General features: G+C 48.1%; 11 protein-coding genes and 2 pseudogenes. 4 read left to right on the forward strand and 9 right to left on the reverse strand.

From position 1 onward, the window contains the following. Positions 1–113: 113 nt before the first annotated feature. Positions 114–416 (forward strand): annotated as a pseudogene (locus NDI33_RS10960) (AEC family transporter); the annotation flags it as partial. On the opposite strand, the gene NDI33_RS10965 reads toward NDI33_RS10960, so the two are convergent. Beyond that, complete coding sequence (locus NDI33_RS10965) at positions 402–929, reverse strand: phosphoribosyltransferase (RefSeq protein WP_190427180.1); 528 nt, start codon at positions 927–929, stop codon at positions 402–404. The pseudogene NDI33_RS10960 and the gene NDI33_RS10965 overlap by 15 nt on opposite strands. Positions 930–1061: 132 nt before the next feature. Here NDI33_RS10965 and NDI33_RS10970 point away from each other — a divergent pair, with 132 nt between their 5' ends. Further along, positions 1062–2510, forward strand: coding sequence for an MFS transporter (locus NDI33_RS10970; RefSeq protein WP_190675508.1), 1449 nt, complete (start codon positions 1062–1064; stop codon positions 2508–2510). A 677-nt stretch (positions 2511–3187) separates the two neighbouring features. Here the strand turns inward: NDI33_RS10970 and NDI33_RS10975 are convergent. Beyond that, positions 3188–4561: pseudogene (locus tag NDI33_RS10975) on the reverse strand (aminopeptidase P family protein); the annotation flags it as partial. 88 nt (positions 4562–4649) lie between these two features. Next, a complete protein-coding gene (locus tag NDI33_RS10980) occupies positions 4650–5081 on the reverse strand; it encodes an NUDIX hydrolase (RefSeq protein ID WP_190675509.1) in 432 nt (143 codons plus the stop codon). A gap of 180 nt (positions 5082–5261) precedes the next feature. Here NDI33_RS10980 and malQ point away from each other — a divergent pair, with 180 nt between their 5' ends. Further along, positions 5262–6773, forward strand: a complete 1512-nt coding sequence (malQ, locus tag NDI33_RS10985; protein WP_190675511.1) for a 4-alpha-glucanotransferase — start codon at positions 5262–5264, stop codon at positions 6771–6773. Here malQ and NDI33_RS10990 read toward each other — a convergent pair. Genes NDI33_RS10990 through NDI33_RS11000 form a run of 3 tightly spaced genes read right to left on the reverse strand, consistent with a single transcriptional unit; the run spans position 6729 to position 8532 of the window. After that, a complete protein-coding gene (locus NDI33_RS10990) occupies positions 6729–6944 on the reverse strand; it encodes a hypothetical protein (protein ID WP_190411759.1) in 216 nt (71 codons plus the stop codon). The two genes, malQ and NDI33_RS10990, sit on opposite strands and share 45 nt — an antisense overlap. Next, complete coding sequence (locus tag NDI33_RS10995) at positions 6944–7747, reverse strand: RodZ domain-containing protein (RefSeq protein WP_190411760.1); 804 nt, start codon at positions 7745–7747, stop codon at positions 6944–6946. Before NDI33_RS10995 ends, NDI33_RS10990 begins: the two co-directional genes overlap by 1 nt. Further along, a complete protein-coding gene (locus NDI33_RS11000) occupies positions 7744–8532 on the reverse strand; it encodes a pseudouridine synthase (RefSeq protein WP_190411761.1) in 789 nt (262 codons plus the stop codon). The genes NDI33_RS10995 and NDI33_RS11000 overlap by 4 nt, the downstream gene beginning before the upstream one ends. Positions 8533–8708: 176 nt before the next feature. Here NDI33_RS11000 and NDI33_RS11005 point away from each other — a divergent pair, with 176 nt between their 5' ends. Then, positions 8709–9428, forward strand: coding sequence for a DUF2993 domain-containing protein (locus tag NDI33_RS11005; protein WP_190675513.1), 720 nt, complete (start codon positions 8709–8711; stop codon positions 9426–9428). A gap of 153 nt (positions 9429–9581) precedes the next feature. On the opposite strand, the gene NDI33_RS11010 is transcribed toward NDI33_RS11005, so the two are convergent. From NDI33_RS11010 to NDI33_RS11020, 3 genes are all read right to left on the reverse strand, one after another. Continuing rightward, positions 9582–10454, reverse strand: a complete 873-nt coding sequence (locus tag NDI33_RS11010; protein ID WP_190411763.1) for a phosphatidate cytidylyltransferase — start codon at positions 10452–10454, stop codon at positions 9582–9584. Positions 10455–10730: 276 nt separating this feature from the next. Then, complete coding sequence (cbiT, locus tag NDI33_RS11015) at positions 10731–11321, reverse strand: precorrin-6Y C5,15-methyltransferase subunit CbiT (protein WP_190411764.1); 591 nt, start codon at positions 11319–11321, stop codon at positions 10731–10733. Positions 11322–11431: 110 nt separating this feature from the next. Then, positions 11432–12931 (reverse strand): aminotransferase class I/II-fold pyridoxal phosphate-dependent enzyme, encoded by a 1500-nt coding sequence (locus NDI33_RS11020; RefSeq protein WP_190675515.1) that lies wholly within the window; start codon positions 12929–12931, stop codon positions 11432–11434. Positions 12932–13144: the final 213 nt, after the last annotated feature.

Genomic DNA, 13144 nt, shown 5'->3' on the forward strand with positions numbered 1-13144 from the left:
GCAAGGGGGCATGGCGGCGGGAGTTGTCTCTTTCATTTATCAAACCATAACGTGAAATGGTTGCCATGCCTGTATTATACCTTTTTAGAGTCTTGTTTTTCGTTTAAGCACCGCTAATCGGTATGCGCCTCAGCCAGCTTTCTTCCTGGGGTAGCCTCCCTTCGGCATCTGTGAGCTTGGGGATTAAAATGCTGCTCGTTCCGCTGGTACTGGGCGTTGGGGTTGGGCTGCTGGGTGTGAGTGGGGCACCCCATCTGGTCATTGTTTTACAGATGGCAATGCCTCCAGCGTTTGCCACCCTCATCTTGGCAGAAACCTACAATCTCGACCGAGATTTAACCGTGACGGCACTGGTTGTCGGGACGATAGGACTCCTATTGACTCTGCCGGTTTGGTTGGTGTTATTTGGTCGCTGAAACAGCAGCATAGCGTTGGGCTAACTCTGAGGGATCGACCTGTTCGTATTTTTCAAAGGGTTGGTGAATCCAGGGGTTTTCCGGGAGATAGTCCACATAGTAGTCAGGCGCGATGACAGAGCAAGCTTTGTACCAGATGACGGCGGATCGAATCTGCTCGACATCAGCCGCATAATGATGTTTCAGCCAAGGAATGGCTTCCCGGAGGGTGATGCCAGAATCCACTAAGTCATCCACCAGGAGAATGCGGCTACCCAGATGAGGGGAAGTCATCGTGAGGTCGCGGGCAAAGGCGAGAGAACCTCGAAAGCGATCGCCTGTGCCGCCGTAAGAAGTGGCAGCTAAAATTGCCAACGGTTTGTGGTAAATTCGCGATAAAATATCACCCACCCGTAGACCGCCCCTGGCAAGGCAGACAATCTGGTTAAACTCCCAGCCGGATTGATATATGATTGCCGCCAACTGTTCGATTTTTTGGTGGTACTCTGACCATGACACGTAAAGCTCTGGCATAACAGGCACAATTGAACAGGTTTAGAGAACAGTACAAATGCTATAGAACAAATGCTATAAAATTCCCGCTCTTGGGAGACAGATGCGATACTTTTTTGAAATTTTCAATCCCCCTGCCATCAGCCAACTGCCATGAGTGATTCCTCTTCTGAGCATTCCCCCGCGACACCCGACAGCGAAAAGCTAAAGTTAAGTACGAAACTGGCTTATGGTGCCGGTGATGTAGGTGCTGCGATCACCGCAAATATTGGGGTGTTTTATACCGCCTATTTTCTGACCGATGTCGCTGGAATCGCCGCTGGACTAGCGACTTGGATTCTCCTGATTGGCAAGGTTTGGGATGCGGTGAACGATCCGGTTGTCGGGGTGCTTAGCGACAGAACAAACTCGCCACGCTGGGGGCGTCGGCTTCCCTGGATGTTATATGGGGCGATTCCGTTTGGAATCACGTTCTTTTTGCAGTGGCTAGTTCCTCGATTTAGCGCCAATGACTCTGCAAATCAATGGGGATTGTTCTGGTATTACATAGTCATTTCGATTTTGTTTAATTCGTTTTACACCGCTGTTAATTTACCCTACACTGCCCTAACTCCAGAACTGACTCAGGACTACAACGAACGCACCAATCTCAACAGCTATCGGTTTGCTTTCTCGATTGGGGGAAGTATCGTATCTGTGATTGTGTTCGGAATCATCGCCGCTTTGATTCCTAATGACCGCATCCAGCAATATTTGGTGATGGGCGTCGTTTGTGCAATCTTGTCGGTCTTACCGATTTATTGGTGTATTTGGGGGACACGCGATCGCATTTTGGCAAGGGCGGCACAAAATCCCACCTTTGAGCAACCTGTCTCCCTCCCAATTTTGGAACAAGTACGGATTGTTTTGAGCAATCGCCCCTTTTTATATGTTGTTGGAATTTATCTGTGTTCCTGGTTAGCTGTCCAGGTCACAGCGGCTATCATTCCTTATTTTGTTCTCAGTTGGATGCGCTTAAGCGATGCAGTCGTTGCCCAAGTCATTCTAGCGGTGCAGGGAACAGCATTGTTGATGCTGTTTATCTGGAGTAAGCTTAGCCAGCGATACGGTAAAAAAGCCGTATATTTTATGGGAATGAGCGTGTGGATTATTGCCCAGGCGGGATTGTTTTTCTTACAGCCCGGTCAAATTGCTTTCATGTACGTGTTAGGAGTGATGGCAGGTTTTGGCGTTTCTACAGCTTATTTGATCCCGTGGTCGATGCTGCCAGATGTGATTGAATTAGATGAACTAACAACTGGACAGCGGCGGGAAGGGATTTTTTACAGCTTTATGGTGTTCTTGCAAAAAGTCAGTTTAGCTGTTGCCGTGGCTTTAGTCTTGAAAAGCCTGGAGTGGAATCAATATATTCGGTCTACCCCAGAGAACTTAGCCCCAATTCAACCGGATTCTGCACTTTTAGCGATTCGCATCGCCATCGGACCTCTACCAACAATTGCCCTAATTTGTGGATTAATCCTGGCATACTTTTATCCTCTGACTCGTGAGGTTCATGCCGATATCTTACTGAAACTGAAAGAACGGAAATTAAAGGCTCAATAGCTCTTATCAATGAACTTTTCGGTTTGAATGGGTGGGTTAGAAATTCACCCATTCAAAAAAGTTTTTTTCTGAATACTATGGACTTTATTGATTTTTTTTGGTAAACTGAAATTAATAATAAAGAACTGACTAGTAATATTTTTTTGAGATATATTTTCATTACTTTAAGAATACCTTTTCAACGCATAGCTAGTAGTTGTTTGCAATACATTTTTCAAAAAAATTGTTTTTTAAAGTTTTGAATCATTGCATAGAATACCAGCATCATTCATTTAGCTAATCGCTCATTTAAGCATAAGAATCGCTACAACACGTCCAAAATCAAGCCAATCAATCTTTTAAGAAAAAAACAAATGGGGAAAAGGTAAAATTTTATTTACCCTTTCCCTAAAGGATTTCTTACCGGCACGAACTTATTTAAGCAGTTGTAAAGTAGAAATTAACCCATCCGGGTATTTCTCAAGCGCCTTTTGTTTGGCAACCTTGTGATCTACATCCAGAAAATACTCACCGCTATCTGCCTCAATCGCGATAAACCAGTCAGGATAATCCTTCATCAATTGGGGACTAACTTGTTCAAAAATTGCGCGACAACGCTTAATAAAAGTGGGAATACCGGCGGGTGCTTTTCCAGTCATTGGTTGCCCGGTTCCGAAGAAAACGCGGGATTCCTTCTTAACCAAAGACTCAATTACATCGGCATCGGTTGGCAATGCTGCTGTAAGAACTTCGCTGCCTGATTGGGTGACTAGAACATCATCTTCTATGCGAATCCCGCGCACATCTTCAAAGTGAGAGAGGCGATCCCAATTCACCACATCCTGATATTTTGCTCGGAAATTGGGGTCATTTAAAATTGCCGGAACTTGATAGAATCCTGGTTCAATGGTGACTAACATTCCAGCGCGTAAGGGGCGATCGAGCCGCAGGTAAGCTAAACCAAAGCGATCGCTTCGAGTTCTCCCCTCTTCATACCCCGCCAAATCGCCCAAATCTTCCATATCGTGGACATCCAAACCCACTAAATGACCGATTCCGTGAGGGAAAAACAAGGCATGAGCATCCATTTCTACCAAATCTTCCGCATTGCCCCGCAGAATACCTAAATCCACCAACCCTTGGGCGATCGCAGTCGCTGCCAGTAGATGAATCTCCCGATACTCCACATCCGGGCGGATTTTGGCAATACAAGCATCGTGAGCTGCCAAAACCAAATTATAAATGTCTCTTTGGGTAGAAGAAAACCTCCCCGATACAGGCCAAGTGCGCGTGACATCTGCTGCCCAGCCCATTGATGTTTCAGCGCCCACATCCGCCAACAGCAAGTCTCCCGATTGCAGGGGGTGCCAATACTGCTGATTGTGGAGAACCTCCCCGTGAACGGTGACAATGCTGGGGTAAGCGCAGCTCATATTATTGGAGATGATGCTGCTCTCCATTGCCGCACGCACACCTGCCTCCAACTTAGCGCTGGCTGTGGCAGCCATTCCCGCTAAGTGAGCTTCCACGGTGACAGATGCAGCTTGTCGTAATTCTGCCAAAGCACCTGCATCGTGGCTGAGTCGCAAAAATACGATAGCTCGTGCTAACTTCCCGTCAATTCCCTGAGAGGCATTTGCGGATGCGATCGCGCGATGCATTATCTGCGCTTGTTGCTGCCTAGTCGCGGCATCCTGCACGGAGATCGTCGCGGCATCCGCTGAGCGTGACTCCAATTCTGCCATCGAAAATGCCGCATCCGCCCCAATCGCCTGGGCACTTTCCTCACGTTTCGGCATTTCTCCATGCCAGAGGGCACTGGCAGGAGACTCATCATCCATAAACAATTCTAGTTTCCCAGCTTCGAGTCGGATCGCCGTATTTTCCAGAGGTAGCCCCGCAAAATAGAGGAAATGACTGCTGGCGCGAAATGGGAAAGTATTAGCTGGATAATTTCGGGAACTACTACGCCCAGACCAGAGAATAACTGGAAAATCAATTAACTCGGCAAGTCGTTGCCGCCGGTGAAGCAGAGTAGCGGCAAACGTGCGATTTCTCTGAAGTTGCATCATAGCGAGTAGCGGCAGGTTATGGCTTATCCCTTTTGTATTTAAGTTTAACCTGAGCTAAAAAACCATTACCCATTGGCTATAAACTGCCTCAAGACAATCGAGGACGTATCCCGTAATGCCGATAACGCCAATAATCGTGCAAAATCTTGTCGTGATCGAAGCATAAATCCGTGGGAATTCGCCAAGGTTCAAAAATTCCAACCGCCTTGGCATCATCAGCCGCTTGAGGTTCGCCCGTCGCCGTTGCGATAAACACAACGCTCATCGTGTGACTTCGCGGATCGCGGTTGGGATCGGAATACACCTGGAATTGTTCAATTAACTCTACCTGTAAGCTAATTTCTTCCGCCGCTTCGCGCTGCGCCGCCGCTTCCGCTTTCTCTCCGTAATCAATAAACCCACCCGGAATTGCCCAACCATAAGGTGGATTTTGGCGTTCAATTAATACAATCGGTCGATGCGGTCGATCGATTAGTTCAATAATGATATCGACAGTCGGAGCAGGGTTTCGGTAAGTCATTCTGATATATTGCCCCTAAACGAGCGGGATCGAGGGAAAAAAGGCTGAATTTATTCTGCCGCGATCGCTGTCATTTATGACGGCTGAATTACCCAATGCAACCCGCCCTAGGAGTGAGTGTCAAACTTCTGCGTACCGTGATAATGTCAAATCGTTTGCATCCTCTCCATCAGGTTATTTATGCCGTTTCCTAGATCCAGTGGCATTTTGCTACACCCCACTTGTTTTCCTAGCCGGTTTGGCATCGGCGATCTCGGTTTAGAAGCTTATCGCTTTATTGATTTTTTGGTGGAGAGTTCCCAGCAATTTTGGCAGGTTTTGCCATTAGGACCAACCGGCTATGGCAATTCTCCCTATATGTGCTATTCAGCATTGGCGGGAAATCCCTTACTGATTAGTCCTGAGAAGCTGCGCGACGAGGGGTTACTTACCGAGGATGATTTTTCTGGATTGCCAGAATTTTCCCTAGACAGGGTGGATTTTGAGCGGGCGATCCAGACCAAAATGCCTTTGCTCGCTAAAGCCTGCGAAAACTTTAAAAACCAGGCATCAACCTTACAGCAAAAGGAATTTGCAAGTTTTTGCAAGGCGGCTCATTGGCTTGATGACTATGCCTTATTTATGGCGATCCGGGAAGCTCAGGGACACGCTAGTTGGTATAACTGGGAACCGGAAATTGCTAAACGCCAACCGGAAGCCTTAGAACAGTGGCGGCAGCGGCTGAATGATGAGATTTATTACCACAAATACTTGCAGTTTGAGTTTTTCCGGCAATGGACTCAACTAAAAAGCTATGCCAACTTGGGCAGTATTGAGATTATTGGCGATATTCCAATTTATGTGGCTCACGATAGTGCCGATGTCTGGGCACATCCAGATATCTTTTGCTTGGACGAACAGACGGGGGAACCGGCGCTGATGGCTGGAGTTCCACCGGACTACTTCAGCGCCACAGGCCAGTTGTGGGGCAATCCAGTCTATAACTGGGAAAAGTTGCAGCAGCAAAACTTTAAGTGGTGGATACAGCGCTTTGAATCTTTGTTAGATTACATTGACATTATTCGGATTGACCACTTCCGAGGTTTCCAAGCCTACTGGGCAGTTAAGCAGGGCGAAACGACTGCTATGAATGGGGAGTGGATTGAGGCTCCTGGAGAAGCTTTCTTTAAGCTACTGAACGACAAATTAGGCAAGCTTCCTATCCTGGCAGAGGATTTGGGCGTGATTACCCCAGAGGTAGAGGCGCTGCGAGATAAGTTTGAATTTCCGGGGATGAAGATTTTACAGTTTGCCTTTGGTTCGGATTCTGGCAACGGCTTTTTGCCTTTTAACTATCCGCGCAACTGTGTGGTTTACACCGGCACCCATGATAATGACACCACGGTAGGCTGGTTCTATCAACTTTCAGACTATGAAAGGGAGAATCTCCTGCGTTATGTGGGTTGCATCAGTTCCGACGGCATCCACTGGGATGCGATCCGGCTGGCGATGGCTTCGGTGGCAAATCAGGCAATTATTCCTTTTCAGGATCTTTTGGGATTGGGGGGCGATGCCCGAATGAATTTTCCCGGCAAAGCAGAGGGAAATTGGGAGTGGCGGTATCGACCTGAAGCCGTGAACCAAGAGATCGGCTATCGTCTCAAAACTCTAACTGAAACTTTCGGTCGCGCCCCAATTAAGAATCAGGACTGAGGGGTGAGGGCTGAGGACTGAGGACTGAGGACTGAGGACTGAGGGATCGGGGTCGAGAGGTGAGGACTGAGGGGTGAGGGCTTGGGCGATCGCTTGCGTCACTGGTGTATATCGCGTGTCTTTGAAGAAAAACGCGATCGCGTCTCGACCCTCACAGTTCTCAGCACTCATTAAGACCCAGGAGGATTAGCGGCAAAGGTTACTTCTCGAACTTTACCGGGGGCACCCAGTTTCTTTGCCTTTTCATCATTAAAAGCGACTAGGATACCACCCGCATTACCAGCTTTTACAATCAGTGTCTCCTCTGCAACCCAGATGCGCTGAGTGCCTTGGGGGAGCGTTCCCTCAAACTGCGTCTTGCCATCCACCACTACCCGAATCCATGATGGGGTTTTGACGGTTACGCCAACCCGTACCGGCTTACCCGTTTGACTGGTATTGCTGCTGAATACTGCTGGGGTAAACGGCCCTAGTTTTTCTTGCAAGTCTGTATTGGCTGCATTAGCTTTGGCGAGAGACTCTCTAGGCGATCGCTCTTGAGTCCCGCCCTTTCCTACTTCTAAAGCCGGACGATTCACCACGTAAGACAGACCGTTCACTGCACCAATCACCAGAAACACATAGATCAAGTAAAGGTGAATCGGTCGCAGCTGAGCTGATGGCAAATAATACCGCCAGGTCGGCTTAATAAGCTGGAAAATCGGCCCACTGGGAAAAGTGTCAGAATACTCTACCCCATCTAATCCCAGTGCATCAGCATACCGCTTGATAAAGCCTTGAATATAGACGGGTTCAGGCAAGATTTCGCGCCTACCTTCCTCAATTGCCTTGAGCAGACGAACTTGAATCCTGGTTTTGTCGCCAACTTCCTCTAGGGACAGAGATTGTTCCTCACGCACCTGGCGGAGGCGAGACCCCAGTTCTTTTAGCTTCTCAATTTGTTGCTGTTGAAGATGAAGTGGATTCTCCTTCATACACGGCGCTCCTTGATGTCTGCTGGCACTTCTATTGATGTTAGATTGACTTGGTTTTGTAGAAAACTGATTTCAAAATCTTCAAGAAAACGATATGTACCAGGGAACATAGGCTCCCCTGTTCGTTTTAAACAAATGGGACCAATCGCGGCACGGTGTAGATGAATGACGGGATAGCCCAGTTGCTCGGCAATGCGTCGAATTTGTCGGTTTCTCCCTTCTGTAAGAATCACTTCCAAGCAGGTTTGAGAACCCCGCACATCCAAAACGCGAACTTGAGCAGGCAATGTCTTTTTCCCTGACAGTAGAATACCCTGACGCCAGGATTTTAGTACCTCTTCTGGGGGATGACCCTGAATCCAAACTTGGTAAGTTTTAGGAAGATGATATCGAGGATGGGTCAAGCGTAGCGTCATTTCACCGTCATTTGTGACCAATAACGCGCCGGTGGATTCGGCATCTAGACGTCCAACTGGATGCAATCCCTGACCTTCTCGGAGTGCAGGAGGCAGTAAATCAAGAATCGTGCGGCGCTTTTGAGGATCGCGGCACGTAGAAACTACCCCAGCAGGTTTGTAAAGCAAGATATAGAGCATTTGAGGACGATGAGCTGGGAGTACAAGTTTGCCATCAACTTCAATCCGGTCTTGTTCTGGATTTGCTGTTTGCCCCAGATGCACAACAGTACCATTGACCCGCACGCGCCCTGCTTCAATCATTTTTTCAGCTTGGCGGCGGGAGGCAATACCCCATTGGGAAAGAATTTTTTGTAGCCTTTCGGCCATAGGCGAAATCGAGCGACGAATGAATAAAGGTTAGGGCTTAGCTTGTTGAGGCAGTGCCTCGGCTAGACTATTAGGGATTTTTGATCTTAGATTTAGGATTTTGAAGGAATCGCCAGTCTAAAACCCAAAATTGACCTCTAATTAGACTATGTACAAATATTACAGGAAGAAAGCCATTGACATCTAAGCAAGGGAGCAGGATTATCAGCACAACATTATCACCAGCGTTGCGGCTGTGGTTGCGATCGCAAGTTTCGCAAGTTGAAAACCTCCAGTTTAAAATTTCCGGAGGCGATCGCCAAATCCTTACAGGTTATATTCCTCAAGTTTTTATTGCCGCCAACCATGCAGTGTATCAAGGACTGCATCTGTCACGCATTCAGTTAACCGGAGAAAACATTCGCATCAACCTGGGTCAAGTTCTTAGAGGTAAACCTTTACGCCTTCTCGAACCCATCCCCGTTTCCGGTGAGCTAATACTAGAGGAGACAGACCTTAAGGCATCTCTCCAAGCACCCTTATTCGCCACTGCTTTAACTGATTTACTGGGGACACTACTCCAAGCAGTTCCAACGCACCCAGCTGACATCTTAAAAGACCAGCAAATCAGTTGGCAACAGATTACCATCGATCCGGAATGTTTGAAACTCAGCGGCACTTTAACAGACCCATCGGGTAACGCTACACCTCTAGTGCTGCGGACAGGTCTAAAGTTAGCTAGCCCTCACGAACTGCTTCTAGAGTCCCCCTGTATCGAGACGCAACAGGAACTGCTCCGAGGCAATTTGGATGAATTCAAGATAGATTTAGGCCCAGAAGTAGATATTCAGGAATTAACTGTGATTCCGGGTCAGTTAGTTTGTCGCGGACGGATTAATGTCATTCCAGCCGAATAAAAATAGGACTTAGGAGTTAGGACTGAGGGCTGAGGACTGAGGAGTTAGGACGGAGGGTTGGCTAGGACTGAGGTACACAAAAGAGGCAGATAAAAGAGATTTTCACCATTAAGCTTTGCTTACTAATTGCCCCAATCGTGTAGAAAGACTTTTCTAGCGGGGTAATAAAGGTAACAAGAGCGTGACGAAATAATACACCAGGGGAGCGGTAAACACGTAACTATCAGCCCGATCTAAAATGCCGCCGTGACCCGGAATCAGTTGCCCTGAGTCCTTTACCCCAGCATCTCGCTTCATCATCGACTCCGTTAAGTCTCCCAGCAAGCTCGCAATCCCAACCAGCAGCCCTAAAGCCAAGCCACTGAACTGCCAACTGGGCCAATTCAGATACCAAGCTCCAGCAATTGCCACTACCACACTGCCAAGAACCCCAAATACAGCTCCTTCGACAGTCTTTTTGGGGCTAATCTCAGAAAGGCGCGTGCGACCAAAGAATTTACCAAAGATGTAAGCACCGATATCAGCAGCCCAAATACAGAGGAAGGCCAAAAGCGTTGCCGTCAAACCTTGGGGCAAAGTGCTAAGTTCGTGCCAGGAAGCGGGCAAATAGCCATTCAATGGCTCTGCAATCGCGATCGCGGGAGCGAGTCCGACGCGCAGGCGCACCCAGTAGCTGGGCAGATAGCCGCCGTAGAACAACCCCAATATAGAGGCGGAAATATCGGCAATTGTGGCAAGCTTGGGCTGAAACAGAAGATAGAAACAAATCAACGTTCCTGCCAGGGGAAACATGGCATCTGTCAAGGCTGGTGCCAGAGACGCTGTGATTAACAGAACTTGGCTCACTACCAGAGTAGTTTTGCCAGCGGGTGCCATGCCCTTGGCTCGCGCCATCTGAAAATACTCTAACTGACCGAGATAGACGATGATGCACAGACCAACTGTAAAGAACCATCCTCCAAAAAAGAGCATCAGGAGGGCGACAGCGATCGCGACTATTCCACTAAAAATACGAGACCAAGGCATAAGATGCGCTCTTGAGACCGCAACAACGAAGTTAATCTAGTCTTAATAAGATTAAGAATTACTTTTGCACACTTTAACCGATCTAAAACAGATTTAGGCAATTGGTGCCGTTAATTTAGAATAAAGCCAACGCTTTTTTTCAGCATCCTGCTCATTTCTCCTGACACCGTTCGTCAATCCCGACAAAAAATAAATTTCTTGATGGTACGCATCTTAACGGGAATTTTTGTGTTCTCAATCGTCAAGAATGCTGCTCTAGCCTTTAGATTAAGATTTTCAATCCAGTTTCTCGCCACTCAAGATAAAAATTGGATTGACTGCGGCAAAGATCTGATGGGTGCCTCGCGTTTCCAAACGATTGACGGCAGATTGAACCACCTCGATATTTCGAGCTTGTAATTCGGCGAAGCCTTCGGAAACGGCATAGAGACTTTCTAGATTAGCCGCCGTTGCAACCACCCTACCTTGGGGTTCTAAGTATTGCCAAACGACCTTGAGAATATCCTTGATGGGTTGTCCGCCTTCGATGCAAACCCGATGGGGGGGAACGGGTAAGTCTTTTAGGCACTCTGGGGCGCTTCCTTCAACGACTTCGACATTACGAACCCCAAAGCGATCGCAGTTACGACGAATCAAACTTGCCACTTCCTCATCGCGTTCTACGGCAATAATTCGACCTTTCGGACACAATAAGCCGGTTTCTACGGGGATCGTGCCGGTTCCCGCGCCAATATCCCACAACACAGAATCGGGTTTGAGTCTGAGTAAGGAAATCAACAGCAACCGCACCTCGCGCTTGCTGAGGGGAATACCGGGCAACCGCTCGAAGAGGTCATCTGGGATACCAGGAGTTACGTAGGGCCACATAGAAAGTTTTAAGTTTTGAGTAGTAGAGACGCGATCGCTCGCGTCTGAAGTTTTGAGTAGTAGAGACGCGATCGCTCGCGTCTAAGTTTTGAGTTTAAGCCTGTCTCCAATTAGCGAACAACCTTTAACGTTTTGAGGGTCGGATCGCTACAACCCGTAATACTTCCACCCAAGGCGAGAATCTGTTGCAGGTAATCCAAGGCGGAGGGAGCGATCGCTTCCCCTGGCATCAACACGGGAATTCCGGGTGGATAGGGACAAATAAGTTCGGCACTGATGCGTTCTACAGTCTTTTCCACCGGCAACGTTTGGGTTTGGGAAAAAAATGCTTGACGGGGAGAGATGGAAGGATGAAGCACGAAGGATGAAGGATGAATCTGAAGAAATTCAGCTTTCCACCTGGTGAAGACATCCAGGTATGGGGCTATTGATGTGGTGGGCGATCGCTCTTGGACTAAAATTCGGAGTGCCGATACCATCTGCACAATATCAGATGAAGTGTTTCCCAAACTGATGATAAAAGTCAAACTGTGCAGCGATGGTAACTCAGCCGTAACGCCTAGCTGTTGATGGAGAATTTCATCCGCTTCAAACCCCGTCCAACCTAAGTCAGAAACCTTAACACTCAGCCGCGTTTTGTCAAGGGCAACAAAACCCGGTGTTTTGGCAGTTTTTAACACAGATAAACCGGGAATTTGACTAATTTGGGTAGCTGCTTCCTCCGCCAAGTGTAAGGTTTTCGCCATTAACGCTTCCCCATGCAATGCCATTTGCTGACGCGCTGCATCCAGCGAAGCTAGTAACAAATAGCTGGGACTGGTGGACTGTAACAGTTGTAAAGCTTTGCTCAAGCGATCGCAATTAACTCGATTGCCTTGGACGTGCAGCATTGATGCCTGGGTGAGTGCCCCCAGTACCTTGTGGGTGGATTGTACCGTTAAGTCGGCTCCAGCGGCGAGGGCAGAAGTGGGCAAATCTGGATGAAAGGCAAAATGGGCACCGTGGGCTTCGTCTACGAGCAAAGGGATACCGTGCTGATGAGCAATTTGCGCGATCGCTCTGATATCCCCGCAAACGCCATAGTAAGTTGGGTAAACCATCATCACCGCCTTGGTGTCCGGATGCTGTTGCAGGGCGTCTGCTACCGCCGATGGGGTGATACTGTGGGCAATATTTAGCTCTAGGTCGTATTCTGGATTCACAAAAATCGGAATCGCACCCGAAAGGATTAAACCGTGGATTGCCGAGGAATGGATATTCCGAGGCAGAATAATTTTGTCTCCCTCACCACAGGTAGCTAAAATTGCCGCCATTAATCCACAAGTCGAACCATTGACCAAAAACCAAGTGCGTTCTGCCCCAAACGCTGTCGCTGCCAGTTCCTGGGCTTCTTGGATCACGCCTTGTGGGGCAAACAAGTTATCTAACTCCGGTAATTCTGGTAAATCTGCTGGAAACACGGCGGTTCCGAGCAAATCCGCTAACCGCTGGGAAATTCCTTGCCCCCGCTTGTGCCCGGGCGTGTAAAAGGGTGCATGATGCTTCTTGGCGCACGCTTGAAGGGCGTCCACTAATGGGGTAGTTGTTTGAGACCCTGGGATAAAATCCATGCTGGAAATTTTTCTAAAATCGGTGATATCCGGAAGCTAAGCGGGGGAGAAAATCCGAGCGCTTTTTGCCTTTGCCGGTTTAGGATAGATCGTTTCTGCCCAACAATTTCGTAGGGGCAGTTCAACTTGCATCGAAAAGCGATCGCAGACGAGTTAATGCGTTCTCAATACCTGCTACAGTAATGAGTTTGGATGCGGTTGGATGAATCTTCA

The sequence above is a fragment of the Trichocoleus sp. DQ-A1 genome (assembly GCF_039961955.1).
Lineage (GTDB): Bacteria > Cyanobacteriota > Cyanobacteriia > Cyanobacteriales > FACHB-T130 > FACHB-T130.